Source organism: Candidatus Viadribacter manganicus (assembly GCF_001679665.1).
Taxonomy (GTDB): Bacteria; Pseudomonadota; Alphaproteobacteria; order Caulobacterales; family Aquidulcibacteraceae; genus Vitreimonas; species Vitreimonas manganica.
In genome coordinates, this window is record NZ_CP013244.1 from 652,593 (window position 1) to 674,863 (window position 22,271).

At 63.1% G+C, this 22,271-nt stretch carries 22 protein-coding genes; 9 read left to right on the top strand and 13 right to left on the bottom strand.

All coding sequences use genetic code 11. The features are described 5' to 3' along the window. Positions 1–114: 114 nt before the first annotated feature. The 8 genes from glyS to ATE48_RS03470 all read right to left on the bottom strand — a co-directional run bounded on the left by glyS (position 115) and on the right by ATE48_RS03470 (position 6,291). Positions 115–2,202 carry a glycine--tRNA ligase subunit beta gene (gene glyS / locus ATE48_RS03435; RefSeq protein WP_066767816.1) on the bottom strand — a complete coding sequence of 696 codons (2,088 nt, stop codon included), beginning with the start codon at positions 2,200–2,202 and terminating at the stop codon, positions 115–117. Further along, positions 2,202–3,080: a glycine--tRNA ligase subunit alpha gene (locus tag ATE48_RS03440; protein ID WP_066767818.1), complete on the bottom strand. Its 879-nt coding sequence runs from the start codon at positions 3,078–3,080 to the stop codon at positions 2,202–2,204. Before ATE48_RS03440 ends, glyS begins: the two co-directional genes overlap by 1 nt. A gap of 59 nt (positions 3,081–3,139) precedes the next feature. Then, entirely contained in the window at positions 3,140–4,036 is an 897-nt protein-coding gene (locus tag ATE48_RS03445) for a TraB/GumN family protein (protein ID WP_066767824.1), read from the bottom strand. Between the two features lie 51 nt (positions 4,037–4,087). Further along, positions 4,088–4,972 (bottom strand): alpha/beta fold hydrolase, encoded by an 885-nt coding sequence (locus tag ATE48_RS03450; RefSeq protein WP_228126765.1) that lies wholly within the window; start codon positions 4,970–4,972, stop codon positions 4,088–4,090. A 74-nt stretch (positions 4,973–5,046) separates the two neighbouring features. Next, a complete protein-coding gene (locus tag ATE48_RS03455) occupies positions 5,047–5,259 on the bottom strand; it encodes a helix-turn-helix transcriptional regulator (RefSeq protein ID WP_066767826.1) in 213 nt (70 codons plus the stop codon). Beyond that, a complete protein-coding gene (locus ATE48_RS03460; protein WP_066767829.1) occupies positions 5,256–5,666 on the bottom strand; it encodes a hypothetical protein in 411 nt (136 codons plus the stop codon). Before ATE48_RS03460 ends, ATE48_RS03455 begins: the two co-directional genes overlap by 4 nt. Positions 5,667–5,677: 11 nt before the next feature. Then, positions 5,678–6,085 (bottom strand): hypothetical protein, encoded by a 408-nt coding sequence (locus ATE48_RS03465; protein ID WP_066767831.1) that lies wholly within the window; start codon positions 6,083–6,085, stop codon positions 5,678–5,680. A 14-nt stretch (positions 6,086–6,099) separates the two neighbouring features. Continuing rightward, positions 6,100–6,291, bottom strand: a complete 192-nt coding sequence (locus ATE48_RS03470; protein WP_156767582.1) for a hypothetical protein — start codon at positions 6,289–6,291, stop codon at positions 6,100–6,102. Between the two features lie 138 nt (positions 6,292–6,429). On the opposite strand from ATE48_RS03470, the gene ATE48_RS03475 reads away from it, so the two are divergent. The 6 genes from ATE48_RS03475 to ATE48_RS03500 all read left to right on the top strand — a co-directional run bounded on the left by ATE48_RS03475 (position 6,430) and on the right by ATE48_RS03500 (position 11,937). After that, a complete protein-coding gene (locus ATE48_RS03475; protein ID WP_066767835.1) occupies positions 6,430–6,999 on the top strand; it encodes a ribonuclease HII in 570 nt (189 codons plus the stop codon). A 46-nt stretch (positions 7,000–7,045) separates the two neighbouring features. Next, positions 7,046–7,768 (top strand): hypothetical protein, encoded by a 723-nt coding sequence (locus ATE48_RS03480; RefSeq protein ID WP_066767841.1) that lies wholly within the window; start codon positions 7,046–7,048, stop codon positions 7,766–7,768. A 79-nt stretch (positions 7,769–7,847) separates the two neighbouring features. Next, complete coding sequence (locus tag ATE48_RS03485) at positions 7,848–8,936, top strand: site-specific DNA-methyltransferase (protein WP_066767843.1); 1,089 nt, start codon at positions 7,848–7,850, stop codon at positions 8,934–8,936. Positions 8,937–8,995: 59 nt separating this feature from the next. Continuing rightward, on the top strand, positions 8,996–9,685 hold the full coding sequence (locus tag ATE48_RS03490) for a Crp/Fnr family transcriptional regulator (protein ID WP_066767845.1): 690 nt from the start codon (positions 8,996–8,998) through the stop codon (positions 9,683–9,685). 142 nt (positions 9,686–9,827) lie between these two features. After that, positions 9,828–9,995: a hypothetical protein gene (locus ATE48_RS19635; protein WP_156767583.1), complete on the top strand. Its 168-nt coding sequence runs from the start codon at positions 9,828–9,830 to the stop codon at positions 9,993–9,995. 79 nt (positions 9,996–10,074) lie between these two features. Further along, complete coding sequence (locus ATE48_RS03500) at positions 10,075–11,937, top strand: M1 family metallopeptidase (RefSeq protein ID WP_066767849.1); 1,863 nt, start codon at positions 10,075–10,077, stop codon at positions 11,935–11,937. A gap of 344 nt (positions 11,938–12,281) precedes the next feature. Here the strand turns inward: ATE48_RS03500 and ATE48_RS03505 are convergent, their stop codons facing one another. The 3 genes from ATE48_RS03505 to mutY are packed head-to-tail and all read right to left on the bottom strand — an operon-like array spanning position 12,282 to position 14,310. Beyond that, positions 12,282–12,776 carry a methyltransferase family protein gene (locus ATE48_RS03505; protein ID WP_066774552.1) on the bottom strand — a complete coding sequence of 165 codons (495 nt, stop codon included), beginning with the start codon at positions 12,774–12,776 and terminating at the stop codon, positions 12,282–12,284. A 5-nt stretch (positions 12,777–12,781) separates the two neighbouring features. Next, the gene (locus ATE48_RS03510) at positions 12,782–13,255 is read right to left on the bottom strand and encodes a GFA family protein (RefSeq protein WP_066767851.1); all 474 of its coding nucleotides are present in this window, start codon (positions 13,253–13,255) and stop codon (positions 12,782–12,784) included. Next, positions 13,252–14,310 carry an A/G-specific adenine glycosylase gene (gene mutY / locus ATE48_RS03515; RefSeq protein WP_066767853.1) on the bottom strand — a complete coding sequence of 353 codons (1,059 nt, stop codon included), beginning with the start codon at positions 14,308–14,310 and terminating at the stop codon, positions 13,252–13,254. Before mutY ends, ATE48_RS03510 begins: the two co-directional genes overlap by 4 nt. Positions 14,311–14,359: 49 nt before the next feature. Here mutY and ATE48_RS03520 point away from each other — a divergent pair, with 49 nt between their 5' ends. The 3 genes from ATE48_RS03520 to smc are packed head-to-tail and all read left to right on the top strand — an operon-like array spanning position 14,360 to position 19,165. Beyond that, positions 14,360–14,914: a DciA family protein gene (locus ATE48_RS03520; protein WP_066767855.1), complete on the top strand. Its 555-nt coding sequence runs from the start codon at positions 14,360–14,362 to the stop codon at positions 14,912–14,914. 56 nt (positions 14,915–14,970) lie between these two features. Further along, the gene (locus ATE48_RS03525) at positions 14,971–15,693 is read left to right on the top strand and encodes a thioredoxin domain-containing protein (protein ID WP_066767857.1); all 723 of its coding nucleotides are present in this window, start codon (positions 14,971–14,973) and stop codon (positions 15,691–15,693) included. Positions 15,694–15,712: 19 nt separating this feature from the next. Continuing rightward, positions 15,713–19,165 carry a chromosome segregation protein SMC gene (smc, locus tag ATE48_RS03530; RefSeq protein ID WP_066767859.1) on the top strand — a complete coding sequence of 1,151 codons (3,453 nt, stop codon included), beginning with the start codon at positions 15,713–15,715 and terminating at the stop codon, positions 19,163–19,165. A 3-nt stretch (positions 19,166–19,168) separates the two neighbouring features. On the opposite strand, the gene ATE48_RS03535 is transcribed toward smc, so the two are convergent. Both ATE48_RS03535 and ATE48_RS03540 read right to left on the bottom strand, forming a co-directional pair. Beyond that, complete coding sequence (locus tag ATE48_RS03535) at positions 19,169–20,545, bottom strand: type IV secretory system conjugative DNA transfer family protein (RefSeq protein WP_083197134.1); 1,377 nt, start codon at positions 20,543–20,545, stop codon at positions 19,169–19,171. Between the two features lie 261 nt (positions 20,546–20,806). Next, positions 20,807–22,264, bottom strand: a complete 1,458-nt coding sequence (locus ATE48_RS03540) for a peptide MFS transporter (protein ID WP_228126766.1) — start codon at positions 22,262–22,264, stop codon at positions 20,807–20,809. Between the last annotated feature and the right edge of the window lie 7 nt (positions 22,265–22,271).

Here is a 22,271-nt window from a genome sequence, read left to right on the forward strand (position 1 = left end):
AGGTGAGGCCAATGGTTTTGAAGGCGGAGCCTCCAAGGCTCTTCCGTCACCACCGAGCGCGCACCTCCTCCGCCGCTTCGCGGCGCCTCCTCCATCGAGGAGGAGGCGGTGCAATCAGCCTTCGATCTTGGAAAAATCCGCGACCTGAGACAGCGCCTCACGTAACCGCGAGAGCAGCAAAAGTCTATTGCGCCGCAGCATCGGGTCTTCGGCATTGACCATGACTTTATCGAAGAACGCATCGACCGGCGCGCGAAGCCCGCTCAGCGCCTTCATCGCCGCAGCGAAGTCTTCTTTTTCCACCGCCGCGCGCGCCGCAGGCAACGCTTTTTCGAGCGCATCAAAGAGCGCCTTCTCGGCAGGCTCGGCGAGCTTGGATGCATCGACTTGGCCCTTGGCCTCCTCGGCGCTCCACTTCCCCTTCTTCTCTTCCGCCGCAAGAATGTTCGCCGCGCGCTTGTAGCCCGCGAGAAGGTTCGCGCCGTCTTCGGTTTTCAGGAATGCGTCGAGTGCTTCAACGCGCGCGACAATGCGAACGAGATCGTCGTCGCCGAGCGCAAAGACGGCGTCGACGAGATCGTGGCGCTTGCCCTGATCGCGGAAGTAGATCTTGAGGCGTTCCGCCAAGAAGAACACAACGTCGCTGGCGATGTCCTGCGGATCCACGTCGTGGGATTGTGTGAACCGATCCGCCGCTTCTCTCGCGATCGACACGAAGCGCAACCTTGTGTTGTTCGCCAATATCGTTCGAAGGATACCGAGCCCAGCGCGGCGGAGCGCGTAAGGATCGCTGGATCCGGTGGGCCGCTCATCGATCGCCCAGAAACTCGCGAGCGTGTCTAACTTGTCGGCAAGCGCAAGCGTCACCGCCACCTTATCGGTCGGCACGCGATCATTCGGCCCAAGTGGCCGGTAGTGATCTTCGATCGCGGCGGCGACGCTTTCGTGGTTGCCTTTGGTCAGCGCGGAAAGTTGGCGGCCGACCTGCCCTTGCAACTCGGGGAATTCGCCGACGGTTTCCGTCACCAGATCCATTTTGCAGAGGTTCGCCGCTTCGGCGACGAGCTTTTTGTCAGCGCCCGTGACGGCGCAAAGCCCTTCAGCCAGCGCCTTCACGCGCTCAACCTTATCCCACACACTGCCGAGCCTTTGATGAAAGACGATCTTCTGCAGCTTGGCCTTGCGCTCGTCAGTAAAGAGCGGCGTCGCCGTATCAACGCTCCAGAAAAACCGCGCATCGCTCAGCCGCGCAGAAAGCACGCGCGCGTTGCCCGCCGCAATTGCTTTGCCGCCATCCTTCGCTTCGACGTTCGCCACCACGATAAAATGCGGCGCAAGCCCGCCCTTCTTGGGATCGCGCACGGCGAAATACTTTTGGTGCGTCCGCATCGAGAGACGGATCACTTCACCGGGTAGATTGAGGAAATCCTTGTCCATATCGCCGAGCAGCACCACAGGCCACTCAACCAGGCCCGCGACCTCTTCGAGCAAGCCGATATCTTCAACCAGCTCCAGCCCCTTCGCGGCGCAGAGCTTTTTGGCTTGTTCGAGGATGATCGTCTTGCGCTCGTCGCGCTCGATCAGAACTTTCGCGCCGCGCAGTTTGGATGCGTGATCGGCGGCGCTCGTCACCGGCATAGCTTCCGGCGCATGGAAGCGATGACCCCACGTCACAGCTTCGCTGCCGACGCCTTCAAGCGCGATCTTCACGGCCTTGCCGTCGAACACGCAGCAAATGTTGTGCAGCGGGCGCACCCATTGCAGGTCGCTCGATTGCGAGCGCATCGATTTCGGCCACGGAAACGCGCGGATGATCTCCGGAATAATCTCCTGCACGATCTCCGCCGTCGCCCGCCCCGCGCGCTCAATCTTCGCGACGTAGAACGAGCCCTTCTTGTCCTCAACGATCTCTGCTTGATCGATCGAGGTCAGCCCCGCGCCTTTGAGGAAGCCGTGGATCGCCTGATCGGGCGAACCCACACGCGGGCCTTTGCGCTCGTCATTCACGTCCGCCGCTTTCGCCGGCAGATCATCTATGAACAATCCAATGCGCCGAGGCGCTGAGAACGTCTTGATCGCCTTTGCGTCCAGACCAGCCGCCTTCAGCTTCTCGCCAAAGAGCTTCGCCAAATCCTCTTCCGCACGCTTCTGCATGCGCGCCGGAATTTCTTCGGAGAAAAGTTCGATAAGAAGTTGAGGCATTAGCGTTGCCCCTCTTCCCAAGCGCCCGCACAGCCCTTCGCCAAGTCACGCACCCGCGCGATGAAACTCTGCCGCTCAGTCGGCGACACCACGCCGCGCGCGTCGAGTAAGTTGAACAGATGCGATGCCTTCAGCGTGTAATCGAACGCCGGCAGCACGTTGCCTTCCTTCAGCAGGCGCGCAGCCGTGGCTTCCGCGTCGCCGAACCAGCGCAGCACCATCTCAGGATCGCTGAGTTCGAAATTGTAGCGAGATTGCTGCTTCTCGTTTTCGAGAAAGATGTCGCCGTACGTCACCGGGTATTCGCTATCGGGATCGTTGAACGGCAGATCGTAAACCCGATCTACGCCGAAGACGTACATCGCGAGGCGCTCAAGCCCGTACGTCAGTTCGCCACTCACCGGGCGCACATCCAAGCCGCCGACTTGCTGGAAGTACGTGTACTGCGACACCTCCATTCCATCGCACCAAACTTCCCAGCCCAAGCCCCAGGCGCCGACGGTCGGGTTCTCCCAATCGTCTTCGACGAAACGAATGTCGTGCAGCAACGGGTCGATGCCGATGCGCGCGAGCGAGTTGAGGTAAAGCTCCTGCAAGTTCGGCGGGTTCGGCTTCAAGATCACCTGAAACTGATAATAGTGCTGTAGCCGGTTTGGGTTCTCGCCGTAGCGCCCATCCTTCGGCCGCCGCGAGGGCTGTACATACGCCGCGCGCCACGGCTTCGGCCCGAGCGAACGCAGCGTCGTGGCCGGGTGCAGCGTGCCGGCGCCGACCTGTTCGTCGTATGGCTGCAGAATGGCGCAACCCTGCTCGGCCCAGTAATTCTGGAGCGTCAGGATCACATCCTGAAAACAGCGGGGCGGCTTGTGGGTAGTCATGAGGCGGACGCGTACCGGCGCCCGCCCCCGCTTTCAAGCGGAATGCCCCGTCTTTTCAGTTACTGCACACGTTCGACGCGAACGCCGCGGGCGCGCAATTGCGCGATGAGGCCATCGGGGCCGTAAAGGTGGCCCGAGCCCACCGCGACGAAGTCCACGCCGGCGCCGTCAAGCTCTCGGGAGAGCACCTCCATCCAAGCGTTGTTCCGGTCGACGTAAAGCAGCCGGTACACATTCGGATAGGTCGTGCGCACTTCGGTGACCGTGAGCGCTTCAATCTCCGCAATGTCGCCGCGATCCCAAGCCGCCGAGACGCCGTTGACGAGTTCAACGCCCTCGTCGGCGCTTTCGATCGCCTGACGCAGCATATCGACCTGCGCCTCCTCACCCCAATTCGCGAACAGAGCCACCTGCTGCTCCGGCGTTTCGAATGAGCGCAGGGTTTTATCGCGCTCTCGCGCCCACGCGACGACAGCGCGATCAACCCCGGCTTGAGGATCGTATCCGGCCTGAATAATCGGCACGACCGAAAGCGTGAGCGCGGCCATCCATGGGCGCATCCGGTCGAGCGCTTGCGGCGGAATGCCGAGGCGCTGCGTCAGGGCGCCCAGATGTTCGCGATCTTCCTCGCTCAAATGAGAAGAGAGCGGAGCACCTGCAGATAAACCCAAGCGCATCGCTTCCGCTTGCCCGCGCGCTTCGGCGGCGGGATCGAGATCGACCTCTGTCCACACCTCCTGGGCATCCGCGAGCGCCGCTTCGACATGCGGACCACCCCAAGCATCGTTGGCGCGGCGCATGTGAATGGCGCCGTACACATAAAGCGTGGAGTCAGCGTCGCGCGCGACGAACAGCGCGGGCGCCGCGCCAGTGGCGTCATTCGTCGCTTGCGATGTGGCGCAGGCAGCAACAAAACCCAGAGCAAACGTAGCAAGGAAGATGCGTGCAATAGACATAAGTGCTCCTTCGCGCGGCGGCGCGTTTGAATTTTATGCGTGCGTCTCGGGTTAGCGCAGGAAATCCGCGACAGCGGCTTGGAACGGCGCCGGCTGGTCGAACATGATGAAGTGGTAGCTGCCGTCGACGCGGACGAAGTTCACATGCGGCGCCGATGCGTACTGGCCGCGATAGAGGCCATCAATCACCCCCTCTGGCCCCATCGCCGGATCGTACGCATAGACGACCGTGATCGGCGCGGTGACGTTCGCGACCTCTGCGCGCATATCCGTGGTCATCACCTCGTACATCGCTTGCGCGAAAGTGGCGCGATCGGAGGCGACGCTCCAGGCAACGACTTCGGCGCGCCGCGCTTCGGTTTTCACCAACCGGCCAACACCGGCGGTTTGCTGGGCGGTGAACGCAGTGTCATCGGCCGCGGCCACCGCATCGCGCATGGCGCGCGCTTGCGGCTCGACATTCGCCGCCGTGACGTGGGGACCGAACATGGCGCTGAAGAACGGCAACGAGTCCACGATCATCAGGCGGCCCACATCGCCCGGATGCTGGCGCGCAAGCGTCAGCCCGGCAAAACCACCCATCGAATGGCCGATGATCGCCGGTTGCTGCAGGTGATTGGCCTCGATGTAGCGCGCGAGTTCATCAACGACGGGCCCGATCACCTGGCCCGCTGACGCGCCAAGCGGCTGGCCGGCAAAGCCGTTGATCTGCACCAGATGCAAGCGGTGCGTGGCCGCCAGCGCGTCCGCTTGCGCTGCCCAAACATCGCGGCTCGATCCCAAGCCCGGAATGAAGATCACGTCCGGCCCTTGGCCGCGCACCTCAACGCTGAAGCGGCTTGGTGTGAAGGTTTGCGCCTGGCTCGGCGCCGGGGCGGCGCTGAGCACCAACGCCGCGAGCGATCCGATCATGAGCTTTCGGGTGACTTCAAACATGACTTCTCCTTCGGCGCTGGCGGCGCCTAAAACTTGCACGAGACGTTCTTGGGCGACGGCGCGGCGAGCGCGGCCTATTCGGCAGCTTGCGCGATATCGTCGTCGCTGAAGATGTGTTCGATCGGCAAGCCAAAGACCTTGGCGATCTTGAAAGCGAGCGGCAGCGATGGATCGTACTTGCCGGTCTCGATCGCATTCACGCTTTGACGCGAGACATCGAGCTTGTCAGCAAGATCCGCCTGGCTCCAATTGCGCTCGGCGCGCAGGACCTTGAGGCGATTTCTCATTTGCACCTCAGGTGCAGAATGACTGAGGCAATGCTCCAGACAATGCAAAGCGCGGGCATAACGAACATCAGCGAGATGTCGGGGAAACCGGCCAGATCTTCCAACTGACCGTAAGCCAAGGTCGCGAAGGCGGTGACAGCCGCCGCGATTAGCACGGCCTCGCTTTGAAGACGGCGCTCGAACTCGTCGGTGGCGCGCATGTAACGGAGCTGCACGCTCAGCATCAGCAAGGCCGGCGCAATTGGCGCGAACGCAAGCAATGCGGCGACCCATTGCGGCATCTCGAAATGCTCGATGGCGTAGCTCGATGCGAAAATCGCCGCGACATAGACGATGCCTACGCCAAGCATCTCGCGAAAGAGCCGTACAGCCGCGCGATCTCTGGCGCGCTCGGTTCCAGCGGTCATGGTCGCCTCCCTCACTTGTACTTCATGCGGACAAAGCAGAGCGCGACGCCCCACGAACCGATCAGGATCGGCAGCACCCAGATCAGCGGCAGATGCGGAAAGCCCGCCCACTCCTCCAGGAAGCCGTAGGTGAAGCAGCCAAAGCCGGTGACGCCTGCGGCGATCATCACCGCTTCGCTTTGAATGCGGCGCTGGAATTCATCGACGCCGTTCACGAACGTGATGTACGCGCGCAACATCAAAAGCGCCGGAAAGATCGGCACGATCGCCGCGACCACGATGACCCAATGCGGCAGGTCCATGCGCGTCGCGAACGCTCCCGCGAACACGACGATCGAATACAAAACACCCGCCGTGAGCATCTCGCGCGCGTAGCGCTTGGCGACCGGCGTCAACTTATCGGGCACAGGCTCGGCCATGTGTCTCTCTCTCCTCAAAATTCGAAGCTGATGGCGAGCGCGTCGTAACGCACGCCGATCGAGGGACCGTCGGCGTTGAGCGCCACGTTCACCTCAAAACGCTGGCTCGGGCGCTGCGCCGACGCTGAATGAGAATTGCCGCTGGTAGCGACACAGATGGCCACCACGATCGCGACGACCACGCCCAAACTCCAACGACCCCGCATCACACCCTCCATCAAGCGACCTTGTCTGCTTGTAAGGGTTACTTGACATACCAGCTCATCCTTGTCAAGCGTCATTGTCAAAAAGACCGCTGACCTTGACGTTTGCTCCACGCAACGAATCCGGACCATCCTGCGACCATGGGAATTTGCGGGATCGACGAGGCGGGGCGCGGACCCTGGGCGGGGCCGGTGGTGGCCGCAGCCGTCATCCTGCCGGCCAAGAAGCGCCCCAAGGGCCTCGCGGATTCCAAGCAATTGAGCGCCGAGGCGCGCGATGAACTCGCGCTCGCGATCCGGGCCTGCGCCGTCGTTGGCGTCGGTATCGCAAGCCCCGAAGAGATCGATCAGATCAACATCCTCCAGGCCACATATCTTGCAATGCGCCGCGCCTTTGATGGCCTTTCAGAGCGTCCGGTCGCTGCGCTCATCGATGGCAATTCAGCGCCGGAGCTGCCGTGCCCGATCGAGATGATCATCGACGGCGACGCCTATGTCGCCTCCATCTCCGCCGCCTCGATCATCGCCAAAGTCGAGCGAGATCGAATGATGGTTGAGTTTTGCGCGCAATATCCCGGTTACGCCTTCGCCAAGCACAAAGGCTACGGGACGCCCGAGCACCAGAAGGCGCTGGCAGAACTCGGCCCCTGCCCAATCCACCGGCGCAGCTTCAAGCCAGTTCGCGAAGCGGCCGGCATTATCGCGGCATAACGTAAAGCGGCGTTTACAAGCCCGATCTCGACCCTATGTTCCAGCGATGACTGGGGACGCCACCAAACAACAGCGCGCGGATATTTCCGCGCCCGCCATCTGGCTTATCTGCCTGGCGCTCTATGCATTGTTTATGTTCTTCGCGTTCACGCAGCCTAGCGTGCTTAAGGGCGAACTGGGTCTGCTCGAAAACACACAGACCGCGATCCTGATCGTCGCGCTCGCGCTCGCCGTTCGCCTCGCTTTTCAGAACAGCGAAAAATGGCTGCGCTGGTGGCTGGTTCTGATCAGCGTCGGCGTTCTTTATCTGCTCACCGAAGAGACAAGCTGGGGCCAGCACTATTTCGGCTGGGAGATGCATGGCTTCTTCGAGATCTTCAACGATCAGGGCGAAAACAACATCCACAATTCAGGCGGCGGCTGGCTCGATCAGAAGCCGCGCGCGATTTTGTTGTTCGGCATGATCCTCGGCACGATCGTGCATCCGCTCATGAAGCGCTATCGCAATGGGCGCGGCCTGTTCGACAATCCCTGGTGGCTGGCGCCGACGCTCGTCTGCCTCGGGCCGGTGATCTTCTCGCAGATCGGCGCCATCCCTGAGCGGATCGACGACCTCAACATGTTCAGCTTCTCGGCGCAGGCTTTCACCGGCGGCTATCGCTCGAGCGAGATGGAGGAAGTCTATATGTACCTCTTCTTTGTCGCCTACCTGCTCTCGCTTGGGCATCGCCTGAAGCTGCACAAAGCGCAGGCGCCGGCGGCCACCTGAAAAATAAACATGGTTAACGGCTGCGAACTCTTGATTCGCGGACTCCGTCAAGCGAGATTCCCCCCTTCTCGGGGGACCAATGGCGCGCCACTTCAAAGACAAGATCATCGAAGGCGATTGCATCGAAGAGATGCGCAAGCTGGCTGATGGCAGCGTTGATCTCGTTTTCGCTGACCCACCCTATTTCATGCAGCTTGGCGGCGCGCTGACGCGCCCAGACCAATCAAGTGTCGATGGCGTCGACGATGAATGGGACAAATTCGAAGATTTCGCCGCCTACGACAACTTCACGCGCGCATGGCTAGCCGAAGCGCGCCGCGCGCTGAAGCCGAACGGCGCGATCTGGGTGATCGGCTCGTATCACAACATCTTCCGGCTCGGCGCCGCCATGCAGGACATGGGCTTTTGGATTCTGAACGACATCGTCTGGCGCAAAACCAATCCGATGCCGAACTTCAAAGGCACCCGCTTCACCAACGCCCACGAGACGCTGATCTGGGCCGCGCGTTCCAAGGAAGCCAAGTACACGTTCCACTATGATGCGCTGAAAATGCTCAATGACGAGCTGCAGATGCGCTCGGATTGGACGCTGCCGATCTGCACCGGCGGCGAGCGCCTGAAAAACCGCGAAGGCCGAAAACTGCACTCGACGCAAAAGCCTGAAGCGCTGCTGCACCGCGTCGTTCTGGCCACCACCAAGCCAGGCGAAGTCATCCTCGACCCCTTCTTCGGCACCGGCACGTCAGGCGCGGCCGCGAAGCGACTGGGGCGCCACTACATCGGCATCGAACGAGAAGCCGAGTACGCCGAAGGCGCTCGCGCGCGGTTGAAGAAAATTAAACCGGTCTCGATCGAAGATTTGGAAGTGACCAAATCCAAGAAAGAGGAGCCGCGCGTGCCATTCGGCCAAGTCATCGAAGCCGGCTTCATTCATCCCGGCGCCTGGCTGGTGGCGCCCAACGGCAAACGCGCACGCGTTCGCGCCGACGGCTCGCTGGCCCTGGGCGATGCGACCGGCTCGATCCACCGCATCGGCGCCCTCGCTTCGGATGCGCCCGCCTGCAACGGCTGGACGTTCTGGAACCTGGAAACCAAGCAAGGTCCGAAATCGATCGACCTCTTCCGGCGCGAAATCCGCCGCCAAATGGCGATGGCGCCGGCGCTCTAGGATCTTGGCGGGGCGCATTTTATTGACCCCTCGCCGCGCTGTGGCACAAAGCGGACGTCATGGCGGACAAGCAAGAGCTCCTGAACGTCGAAGTGGCGTTGGCGAAGGCCGAGTTGATGGCTGCGCTCAGCGATGCAACGCGCGCGCGCTTAGCCAAGCAAGGCACACCCTGCACGGTTGAGCCCGGCAAGCTCCTCTTCGCCAAGGGCGACAAGGGCGATGCGCTTTACGTCTTGCTCGAAGGCGAAGTCGAAGTGCGCTCCTCGACCGAAGCCGGCAAAGACGTGCGCATGGCCTCGCTGAAGCCACCGGCGTTGATCGGCGAAATGGCCGTGCTCGACGGCGGCGTGCGCTCGGCCGATATCGCCGCCATCCGCAAATCGCGTTTCCTCCGCATCCATCGCGATCAAGCACTTGCTGCGCTGGAATCCGAACCGAAAGCGCTTCTAAAGCTGCTCGCCGAAATGAGCCGGCGCCTGCGCAGCGCCGATGCCGCCATCGAAGACGCGCACACGCTCGACCTCGGCGGCCGCTTGGCTTTACGCATCCTCGAAGAAGCCGGCGACAGCACCAGCGTGACCTTGACCCAAACGGAGATCGCACGCCGCATCGGCGCCAGCCGCGAGAAGGTCAATCGCAAGCTGCACGAATGGGTGGACGAAGGCTGGATCAGCATGGGCCGCTCCGGGATCAAGATCCTCGCGCGCGATCAGCTCAAAGCGCTGATCAAGGAAGCACGGGCGCATTGAGCGTGCAGTCACGCCGTACCTTCGTCGGCTCCGCGTCCGCATCGCCGAGCGCGCCGCTGCCGAAGGCTATCTGCAATTTCTCTACACGCTGCAGGCGCAAGAGATCATCGCACGCCAATATTACCGCCCGTTCGACGCCGGCGTGCTGCAACGCAACGCAAGCCGCTTCCCGAGCGTGCCGCTGGTGACGGTGGAAGGCGTGTTCCAAAGCCGGCAAGACGCTTACGAAACCCCTCTCCGCGATGGCGGCGTCTTCGACCAAATCCACACCGCGTCCGCCGCAACTGCCGCAACGCAGCCTGCACCATAGTTCGCGCGCGACACTAGCGCGCTTGCGCCTGCTGCCCCGATAGCGTTACCGCGCCCCTACAGAATTGGGGATTTGACGCATGATCGAACGGCGCACTTTGTTGGCCGCAACGCTCGCCGCACCGGCTCTCTCGGCCTGCGCGACGGCCGACATCCGCTCGTCGCTACCGCCGCTGCCGCACGATCCGCACTCATACGCCAAGCCGGATGAAGCGCGCGTGCTCAACGTGTCGCTCGATCTCAAAGTCGATTTCGAACGCAAGATCCTCGCAGGCGCCTGCACGCTCTCGATCGCGGCGCGCCAAGACGCACGCGAAATCGTGCTCGACGTAAAGGGTCTCAACATCGGCATCGTCAGCGGCAACGGCCAGTCCCTGCCCTTCACCATCGGCGCCAACGACGCCGAACGCGGCGCACCGATGACGATCCAGCTCAACGGCGCGCGCGAGATCACCATCATCTACGAGACCTCGCCCGACGCCGACGCGCTGCAATGGCTGACGCCGGAGCAAACCGCGAGCGGCAAGCCGTTCCTGTTCAGCCAAGGTCAATCGATCCTGACGCGCACCTGGGCGCCGACGCAGGACAGCCCCGGCATTCGCCAAACCTACGACGTGCGCCTTGTCGTCCCGCAAGATCTCGTCGCGGTGATGAGCGCCGAAATGCTGACGCCGAACGGCGAGCCGGCCGAAGGCGGCCACGCCTTCCGCTTCCGCATGCGCCATCCTGTGCCGATCTATCTCATGTCGATCGGCGTCGGCGATCTGGTGTTCGGCGCTGTCGGCCCGCGCACGGGCGTGTGGACCGAGCCGTCAGTGCTTGAGCGCGGCCTCTACGAATGCGCCGACATGGAAGCGATGGTGCGCACGGCTGAAGCCCTCTATGGGCCCTATCGCTGGGGCCGCTACGACGTGCTGATCCTGCCGCCCTCATTCCCCTTCGGCGGCATGGAAAATCCCCGCCTCACCTTCCTCACACCAACCTTCCTCGCGGGCGATCGCTCGCTGGTGTCGCTGATCGCGCACGAACTCGCGCACTCATGGTCGGGCAATCTCGTCACCAACGCGGTGTGGGCCGATAGCTGGCTCAACGAAGGCTTCACCAGCTATTTTGAAGGCCGCATCACCGAAGCCCTCTACGGCGAAGAACGCGCCAACATGGCGCGCGTGCTGGATTGGGCAGGCATCCAGGAAGCCATCGCGACGATCCCGGCCAACTCGCAGCGCCTCCATCTCATTGGCGAACGCGGCGCCGACGAAAGCAACAGCGCCATCGTCTACGACAAAGGCGCACTCTTTCTGCGCACCGTCGAGCGCATCGTCGGCCGCACGCGCTTTGACGCCTATCTGCGCTCATACTTCGATCGCTACGCCTTCCAACCGATGACGACGCAGAAATTCCTCGCCGATTTCCGCGAACGCGCCGTGCGCGGCGATGCGGCCTTGGAGCAGGAGCTGCAACTCGATGCCTGGGCTTACGAGCCCGGCCTGCCGTCCAACGCTCAAGCGCCGCACTCCGACGCATTCGACCGCGTCGACGCAGCCGTTGCCGCGTTCAATGACGGCGGCGCACCCGATGCGGCCGCCTGGGAAGGTTGGGTTACGCAGGAGCGCCAACGCTTCCTGCAAACACTGCCGCGCCAATTGCCGCGCGCACGTTTGGACACGCTCGAAAGCGCCCTCCATCTCAATGGCGTTGGCAACAACGAAGTTCTCTTCAATTGGCTCGAACTGGTCGTGAACAACCAATACGATCCGGGCGTGCAATCGCTGACGCACTTCCTGACCAGCCAAGGCCGCGGCAAGTTCGTGCGTCCGCTCTACCGGGCGCTGATGGCCAAAGGCGATTGGGGCCGCCCGATCGCGCGCCGCATCTATGCTCAGGCGCGCGCCATGTATCACCCCATCGTCGCCAACGCCCTCGACCGCATCGTTACGGGTTAACGCACTCCGCCTTCGACAAACTCAGGCTGACGCCGTTTGGCACCAGCGTTGGAAGAAGCGTCACGCTGAGCCTGTCGAAGCGCGACGCCGCTGGCGCGTGACCACCGTCACTGCCGGCTGCGCAACGCGCGCCTAACTTCTCCTCATCGAACACGGGGAGACGAACATGGCCGCCACCATCACAACCAAGTTTGCAAGCCTGGCCCTGGCCGCAGCTTTTCTCCTTCCTGGCGCGTTGGCCGCACTGAATCAGGCTGCACAGATCGTCGCCTAAGAGCCCTAAGCGGCGATCACTCAAGCAAGGACACGGAGATGCTCCCCTCCGTGTCCTTCGCTTTTTTGCGTCACGGCTTCCAGGGCGTAAGACGCGGCAGCCAGCGCGGCACGTTTGCGAAATAGGCTTCGTATTCGTCAGGGAACGCACGGCGCAGTCGTGGCTCCTCGCGATAGATGACGAACAATGTGAACGCGAAGGCGATGCTGATGCCATACGCAATCAAAGCGGCGCAGGCGAACCACAGCGCCTGTCCGAAGATCAGCCCCAGCACCGCGACGTACATGGGGTTGCGCACGCGCGCATACGCGCCGGTGACGACCAGCTTGTTCGTCGGCGCCAGCGGCGCCGGCGTTCCGAGCCCCCTCACCGCAAAGCGCACGAAGCACTCGATCAGCAACGCCAGAGACAGCACAATCAAAATAGCGCCGGCAATCGAATAGCCGGAACTGGCGCCTTCACCGACGCGCCACTTGGTAATCAGCCAAGGAACGAGACCCGCAACCGTTCCCGGCGCGATCACCAGAAACGCCGCTGAACCGACCAGGGCGTGGTTGCGGTCCATCTCGTTCACGCTTTCGCCGACGCCGCATCGCGGCGCGCCATACTCTCGGCCGACCATTCGGCCTTCATATCGTAGAACACATCAAACGCGCGCTGACCCTCAGGCAGACGCACCCACGGCACTTTGCTCTTGGTGAAAATATGCGCGTCCGGCGCGATCGCGTGCGGGGCATCCAGCGCCGCCACGCGCACAAATCGCAAATACGGACGCCGCCCGTAATCGCTCCACACTGCGACTTCGCATTTGGGGCAGCGATACACATCGTGCCCGCGCCCGCTCGGGCTGGGCATCTCAACCTTCTGCAAATCGCCGCGCAACATTTCGATGCGCGCGGTTTCGATCAGCGCATTAATCGCGAACGCGCCACCGGTTTGCTTCTGACAATCCAGGCAATGGCAGCAATGGGTGAACATAGGACGCGACGCGAGCTTGAAGCGCACCGCGCCGCACGAGCATCCACCTTCAAAAGTTTCGCTCATGAGCGCTTCTCTCCCGCTTTCGCCGCCTTCTTGAACACAGTCGGCAGCGCGCTGACATCGCCCCACCAGCCATCGTTCGGCGGCGCGATCTCAGCTTTATATACATCCAACGTCAGCGCGAAGTGCGTGAAAACGTGCTCGACCGCGCCCGCTTTCTTCCATGCGCCCGCGACCGGCGCATGCTTCAGCGCTTCAGCGCGCGTCCACTTCTTGTCGCGCCATTCGGTTGTCGGCAGCGCCGCCATGCCGCCGAGCAACCCCTTGTCGGGGCGGCGCACCAGCCAGAGCTCGCCGTCTCGCTCGATCCGAAACACCGCGCCATATCGGCGCGGACGCTCCGCCTTCGCCGCGCGGCGCGGATACGTCTCCGGCGCACCGCTCGCATACGCTGCGCAATCATTCGCCCACGGACACGTCTCGCACCGGGGCGAACGCGGCGTGCACACCGTCGCGCCCAAATCCATCAAAGCCTGCGCCCAATCGCCCGGCCGATCCACCGTCACCAATTCGCCCGCAAGCGCGCGAAGCTCGCGCTTCGCATGCGGCAACGGCGTATCGACCGCGCGGAGCCGCGCAATCACGCGCTCCACATTACCATCGACGACATTGGTCGCTCCATCGAACGAGATCGCGGCTATCGCCGCCGCCGTGTACGGGCCGACGCCGGGAAGCTCTCGCCAAGCCGCCTCGCTTTGCGGCACGCCATTGACAGCCATCTTTTGAGCAGCGGCGTGGAGATTGCGGGCGCGCGAGTAATAGCCAAGCCCCGCCCAGGCCCCGAGCACGTCATCGCGAGGCGCCGCCGCCAGCGCGCCAACATCCGGCCAACGCTCCAAGAATCGGGTGAAATACGGAGCCACCGCAGCCACCGTCGTCTGCTGAAGCATGATCTCGGAGAGCCAAACACGGTAAGGATCGGGGCGGCCTTGACGCAGCCTCCAGGGCAGATCGCGCCCCTCGCGATCATACCATTTTAGCAATGATTTCCGCAACTTATCCCGAGTTGCCGGCCCCTTATCCCCAGGCCTAGGTCGTTTTTGAGCAAGCGCGGGCATGGGGCGTCTTTACCCTTTGTTCATGGCTTTACGATTCGCTCAACGGTCTATGTCACTGCGCGACCGCTTCCGTGCGGCCGAGGAAATGGTCCTCGCCCCCAAGCCCGCCGGCCCCACCGAGGCCGATGCGGCCTTGGCGCTGTCTGCGAAGCGCGGCCGCATGACCGTGGCCGCTCCGCCAAGCGCCAACAAGGCCCTGGCTGCGGTGCTGAAGCCGCTTTTGAAAGATACCGGCCTCGGCCTGGGTGAACTGAAGCGTCGCTGGCGCGACATTGCCGGCGAGAGCTTCTCCCGCGCCACCCCCGTAAAACTGGCCGCCGGAACGCTCACCATCCATGTTCCCAGCGCCCTCGCCCCGTTCCTGCAGCAGCAAACCCCGCTGCTGATTGAGCGGCTGCGCACTGCAGGGGCCAAAGTGAAGGCCATTCGCGTCGATCATCGCGCTCCGGCCAAAACCGCCGTTGAGCCGCCGAACGTCCGCCCCCTTCAAAAGCCGCTCAGCAGCGCCGAAGAGGCCGCCCTGGCGCAAACGCTTGACCCTGCCTGCGACCCTGGCCTGAGATCGGCCCTATTGCGCCTCGGCCGCGCGGTGAAGCAGGGCTAGAGGTTTCCACGGCCTCGAAAAAACTCTATGCCTCCCGGCCGATCTGGAGGTTTTGCATGCTCGTTATTGGACGCCGGAATTTGCTCTTGGGCGGCGGCGCAATTGCCGCTCTAGCTGTTGCCGGCTGCAACGGTTCTGGTGGCGGCGCGGCCGCCGGCCTCACCCCCGACGACATGGCGATCGGCAACCCAGAATCCGGCGTCACCTTGATCGAATACGGCTCCTCAATGTGCAGCCACTGCCGCGAGTTTGAAGAAGCCGTCTTCGATCAGCTCAAGACCAACTACATCGACACCGGCAAGATCCACTTCGTCTTCCGCGAAGTGCTGGCGCCAGTCGATCCGCAACGCGTGATCCCCACCATCGCACTCGCCGAGTACCAACTCGCACGCTGCAATAACGCCTCGCCCGAGCAGTACTTCAGCCGCCTCGGCGTTCTGTTCGAACAACAACCGGCGATGTTCCAAGCCGGCTCGCGCCAAGGCATCGAAGCCAAGCTCATTGAGATCGGCGCTGCCGCTGGCCTCTCGCGCGAACAAGTTCTCGCTTGCGTCGCCGATCCTGCTGGCGCCGAGCGCATGCAACGCCTGGGCGAACTCGCAAGCCGCGACAACGTCTCGGGCACGCCGATGTTCTTCCTGAACGGCGAGAACATCCCATCGGAGCGCTTCTCGGGCGTCATCCGCGATCCAGTGACGGGCCAAGAGCGCGCCGGCTTCGATTTCGCCAAGGTCGCCGAAGTGCTCGACGCAGCAATCGCGGCGCGCGCCGGCGGCTAACGGAGAGGGCGCGGCTTCCGTGCACATCACAGAGCTGCGCCTCCTTGGCTTCAAAAGCTTCGTCGATCCGGCGCGTGCGCCGATCGAACATGGGCTGACGGGCGTCGTCGGTCCGAACGGCTGCGGTAAATCAAATCTACTCGAAGCGGTGCGCTGGGTCATGGGCGCGACCAGCGCCAAGTCCATGCGCGCCGCCGACATGGACGATGTGATCTTCTCCGGCACCGCTGGGCGTCCGGCGCGTGAACACGGCGAAGTCACTATCGTTCTTTCCAACGCGCGCGGACGCGCACCGGCGCCGTTTCAGAACGAAGATATTCTCGAAATCACGCGCCGCATCCGCCGCGGCCTTGGCTCGACCTACAAAATCAACGGCAAGGAAGTCCGCGCCAAGGACGTTCAATTGCTGTTCGCGGACGCCGCGACCGGCGCCAACTCGCCTGCCCTCGTGCGGCAAGGTCAGATCAACGAGCTCATCTCCGCCAAGGCGCAAAACCGGCGACGCATTCTCGAAGATGCAGCCGGCATCGCAGGCCTGCACGCACGCCGTCACGAAGCGGACCTGAAGCTAAAAGCCGCTGAGACCAATCTCACCCGGCTCGATGAAGTCTTGGCCGAGATCGAAAGCCAAGCCGCGAGCCTGAAAAAGCAAGCACGCCAAGCTGAGCGCTACCGTGGCCTGGCCCAGACGTTGCGCGAGACCGAAGCACTCTTGCTGCATCGCCGCTGGACTGAAGCGCGCGAGCGCGAAGCCGAAGCGCAAGCGCATTTGCGTGAAGCCGAGCGCGCCGTCGCGCAGGCAGGCGCCGAAGCTAGCGCCGCCGAACGCAGCGCCGGCGAAGTGCGCGAGGGACTTGGTCCGCTGCGCGAACAAGAAATGATCGCCGCCGCCGTTTTGCGCCGTCTCGAAGGCGTGCGCGTCGGCCTGGAGCGCGATCTGGCCGAAGCGCAAAGCGTCATCGAACGTTGCGATCGGGACGCCGGGCGCAATCGCGAAGAAAACGAGCGACTTGAAGCGCTGAAGCAAGACGCCCACGCATCCTTGGCCCGGCTGACGGAAGAGGCAGCAACGCTCGGCGCTGGCGATGGCGAAAAATCGCAGGCGGTTTTGAAAGCAGCGCAGGACGCAGAAGCCGTTGCTGTCGCCGCCCGCTCGAAAGCCGAAACAGAACTTGAAACTCTCGCCGCCGCCGCCGCGGCCGCCAAGGCCCGCACGCAGGCCCTCGCTGCCGCCGCCGATGGCGCGCGCGGACGCGTTGCACGTCTCGAAGAACGCAAGCGCGCGCTCGACGCGCAAATCAAGGCCCTGCCCGCCGGCGCCGACATTGAAGCGCGCGCCGCCGCGGCCAAAGCCACCGCCGACAAAGCGCACGCAGAAAGCGCAAAGCTCCGTGCCGAACTCGTTGAAGCAGAAGCTGCGCTGAAGCGCGCTGAAACTGCCGACGAAGCCGCATGGACGCCGCACCGAGCCGCCGAAAAGGCGCTGCAAGAGCTCGACGCCGAAGTCCGCGCGCTCGACAAGCTCGCGCCGCCCGACGCCGCAAAATTTCCACCCGTACTGGCTTCGATCGATGTGGAGCCAGGCTACGAACGCGCACTCGCCGCCGCGCTCGGCGATGACATCGACGCATCGACCAGCGCCGAAGCGCCAGCGCGCTGGGCCGGCGCCGACACTCCAACCCCCAATTTGCCCGCGAACGCGCAATCGCTGACGCGGTTCGTGAAAGCGCCGCCGCAACTCGCCGCACGCCTGACGCTGATCGGTGTCGTCGAAGCAAAAGACGGCGCAGCGTTGGCGAAGTCATTGCCGCCAGGCGGGCGCCTTGTGTCACGCGAAGGCGATCTGTGGCGCTGGGACGGTTTCGTTCGCCGCGCAGACGCGCCGCAACCAGCCGCGGTGCGCCTCGAACACAAAAACCGTCTCGCAGCGGCGCGCAACGAACTCAAAACCGCCGAGGCGCACGCCGCAAAGACTAAAGCGGCTTTGGAGGCCGCCAAAGCCGAGCGCCAAGCTCTCGACGCGAAAGCCCGCACGCTGCGCGCGGAAGCACCAAAACTCGCCGCCGCCGAGGCCAACGCACTTCGCGAAGCAGAACGCCTTGAAGCAGAACGCGTCCGCATCGCCGAGCGCGCCGCTGATCTCAACACCCAAGCGCAAACGCTCGACACTGAAGCCGCCGACGCGCGCGCTGCTCTCGGCGCAGCGCAAGGCGCAACTGGCGATGCACCGGCTAAGGTTGACGAAGCCGCCATCGCCGCCGCACGCGCCAGCGTCGACGCTGCCCGTCAAGCCGCCGCTGAAGCCGCCGCCCTCACCCAGAGCATCGTGCGCGACAAAGCCCAGCGCGACGCTCGCCGCAAAGCCGTCGACGCCGAGACGATGCAATGGCGCGCGCGCATCGATAGCTCCGAAGCCCGCCTGAAGACGCTCTCCAAAGAACTCGATGAAATCGAAAAGCGCCGCGACGCCGCCAAGGCCGCGCCGCAAACCGCAGCCGCAAAGCTCGAAGCTTTGATGGAAGAAGCCGGCACGGCCGAGCAACGCCGCGTCGAAGCCAGCGATCGTGTCGCTGAAGCTGAAACCGCCGCGCGCGTCGCCGGCGATCGCGCCCGCTCGCTCGAGCAAGCGCACGCCGATGCACGCGAACGCCGGGCAAGCGCCGAAGCGCACGCCCAAGGCAACACCGCTCGCGTCGCTGACATCGCCGCCCAAGCGCAAGAACAAGCTGGCGTGACCCCGGACAAACTGGCCGACCTCGCAGGCGCCCTATTGAACAGCGCATTCGGCACAGCGCCGATCAGCGAAGTCGAACGCCGCTTGGAGCGTCTAAAAGCCGAGCGCGAAGCCGCGGGCCCCGTGAACCTCCGCGCCCAAGAAGAATTGCAGGACGCGCAGGAACGCATCGACACTCTGGCGCGCGAGAAGGAGGACGTCGCCCAAGCCGTCGCCAAACTTCGCCGCGCCATCACCACGCTGAACAACGAAGGCCGCCAACGTCTGCTGCGTGCATTTGAGGAAGTCGACGCGCACTTCGCTCAACTCTTCGCCACCCTGTTCGAAGGCGGGCGCGCAAATCTCAAACTCACCGAGAGCGATGATCCGCTCGAGGCCGGGCTCGAGATTTTCGCCGAACCGCCGGGCAAAAGGCTCACTAATCTTTCGCTGCTCTCAGGCGGTGAACAGGCGCTCACCGCGACCGCGCTCATCTTTGCGGTGTTCCTCGCCAACCCCGCTCCGCTCTGCGTGCTGGATGAAGTCGATGCGCCGCTCGACGACGCCAACGTCGATCGCTTCTGCCGCATGTTGGAAGAAATGAAGCGCCTCACGACAACGCGCTTCATCGTCATCACCCACAATCCGGTGACGATGTCCCGCATGGACCGCCTCTACGGCGTCACCATGCAGGAACAAGGCGTTTCACAACTCGTCAGCGTCGATCTCGGCCGCGCCCAAGCGTTGGCGGCCGAGTAAAGCTCAGCGCGCGCGCGGCTTGCGCTTGGCTGGCGCATCATCGCTCTCAAACATCGGATTTGCGTCGTACTGACCCGCGAACGGTGCATCGACGAGGTAATCCGGAAGACGCGCGCTCTGCGCCTTCTCGTTCGAAATGGCGATGATCTGCTGTTCTTTCGTCATCGCACGCAGCTTGTCGGCGTCGATATCGCCGATCAGCTCGGCGCTCTCCTTCGCCATCAGATGGTTGGCGACGCCGAACAGTTGGAAGGCGCCGGCATTGTTGAAGATCGTGCGCCAATCTTTTGGGTAGAGCCGCTGCAGCTGCGACAAATCCTGGAAGAACGGCCAGACCTGCAAGCCATAACCGCGCAACAGCGTCATCGACTGACGCAGCGGCCCAAACTCACCAAGCTGCGCGCACTCATCGAGCAGGAACAGCGTCGAACGCTTCGGGCGCCGCTTACGACCCATGACCGTGAGCATCAGCGCGCCAACCCAAAGACGCAGCAGCGCGCCATGGCTTTCCAGTTTGTCCGGCGGAATGACGATATAGATCGTCATCGGATCGCCGCGGCGCACCGCATCGAGGCTGATCGTCGACTTCGACAGCGAACGCAGCGCCGAATCCGAGTTCACAACCTTCAAATAGCTCTGCGCCGTCGAAAGAATGCCCGAGCGGGTTTGCTCGGTGATCGGCAGGAAGCTCGAGATGTTTTGCTTCGAGAGCCGGTTCAGGTTCTCGTGGCCTTCGATCAGCGCCGCGAGATTATAAACCGCGTCGTCGCTCATCAGGATTTCGCGGACCTTGCCGAAATGGCGCTCGGCCTTCGGCGCGGTTTCGGCCACGGCGGCGATCACGCCGGCCATGAGCGAGCGTCCCCAATTGTCCCAGAAGGGTTCCTTGTGGAAGCCGACATCACCCGCCAGCAGCGAGGCAAGCATTTCCGCATCGGCGTCCAGCAGCGCGCCAGGACGATTGAAGAGGTCAAAGGGGTTCAGCGCATCTGTACGCTTCGACACGGCGCCGAACGGATCCAGCAGGCGGACTTCCTGGCCCATCTCCTTCCGGCGGCGCGCCGTCGTGTGCCAGGTCTCGCCCTTGGGATCGATGACGATCACCGAGCCTTCGAAGCGCAGCAGGTTCGGAATGATGACGCCGCGCCCTTTACCGGCGCCGGTTGGGGCGATGGTAAGCAGGTGCCGGTCCTCGCCGAACACGATCGGGACTTCACCCAGGATCTCGGTTGGGGTCTGGGGAGCGCCAAAGCCGATCGGGGCCTTGTCGCCATGGTCCGACTTCCAGCCGAGCAACAGGTCCATGACCTCAGGACGCAATCCCTGCCCCGAAGCCTCGGTTGGCTTCTTCTTGGGACGGGTCGTGCGCGGCCTAGCCATGAAACCTCCTTCGCGGTCGCACTGAGAGGCAACCGTGAATCAAAAGTAACCATCAAAGTGGGCCGGACCGTCGCCGGAATGGGGCGGAGTTCGCCTCATTGGTGAAGAGCCGGCAGGGAGGCTTCTCTCCCCGTCCGCCGCTACTCCACCCTGAAAATAATCCCCGCGCAACGCCTTGACGCTGTGCGGGGCGAAACTACCCGAAAAAGTGACCCACCAACCCGCGAGGACTGGTGGGTGATTGTTTTTATTCGGTTTTTATCAGTGTACGTCGCCCATCCACTTTTTCAGGAAGGGCGAGATGGCCAGCAGCACCACGCCAGCGGCGATGCCCCAGATGCCAACCTGCGTGAACGTATCGACGTAGGATTGGAGCTGCCCGCCGAGGTCGACGACCTGACCAGCGACCGTCTCCGACGACGTCTGTTGCGCGATGATCGCCGCAAGGATGTGCGCCAGTGATGACGACAAGAACCACACGCCCATCATCAAACCAACGACGCGCGCAGCCGAGAGCTTCGTGATCATCGACAGACCGACCGGCGACAAGAAGAGCTCGCCCGTCGTGTGCAGCAGATAGAGCAGCGCCAGGAAGATCAGCGGCACTTGGAAGTCGTCGCCCGCAAACTGCGCGCCGAAGACAAGAACGAAGAAGCCGAGGCCAACCTGGATCAGGCCGAGCGCGAACTTCACCGGCGTTGACGGCTCAAGCTTGCGCTTTGCCAGCCATATCCACATCGCACTGAACGGCAGCGCCAAGAGGACGATGAAGCCGGCGTTGAAGCTCTGCGTCTGCGCCGCCGTCATGGTGACGCCAGGCACGATGGTGAGGTCGGTATTGCGTTCCGCGAACAGCGAGAGCGACGAACCGGCCTGCTCGAACAGCATCCAGAAGACGACGCTGAAGAACACCAGGATCAGAGCCGCAAGCATCTTGGTGCGCTCGACGCCTTTGAACCCAACCAGCGCAAAGCCGAACACCAATAGGAACAGAGCCGGCACAAGGATCGGCAGCGCCTGCTCCATCAGTTCGGTCTGCTGAACCAGCAGCCAAGCCGGGATCACCGCGATCAGACCCAAAATCCAGAACAGACCTTCAAAGCCAGCCGAAAGCGGCTTTGGCGGATCGGCTTTGCCCTTCAGGTGCTTTTGACCCATCAGGTACTGGATAAGGCCCAACGTCATGCCGACGCCTGCAGCGCCGAAACCGTAAGCCCAGCCGTAAGTCTGGCCGAGCCAGCCGCAGATCAGCGTCGCGAAGAAGGCGCCGAGATTGATGCCCATGTAGAAGATGGTGAAGCCACCGTCGCGGCGCGGATCGTTCTCGCCATAGAGCGAGCCGACCGTCGTCGAGATGTTGGCCTTCAAGAAACCGACGCCGATAATGATGAGCGCCAGCGACAGATAGAGGATCTGTTCAAACGGGATTTCGATGCCGCCAATGTTGGCGACGTCAGGCCTCGTGCTGAGCGTGTAGTCGGCTGTCGCGACCGAAGCCGGGATGTTGCCCGCAGCGCCCTCAACGGTCATCGCTTCCGGCGAGAAGCTCACTGGCAAACGCGCCTCGTCCGTCACGAGGAAGAGTTCACGGTTATCGCCGCGGCCTTCCGACACGATGTCGTAGGTCGCGCCTTGGAACGTGATCTCCTGAACCGTGCCCCGGCCTTCGAACGCCATGCCGAAGTGACCAAGCACCAGGAACACGGCGCCGATCGTCACCGCCTTA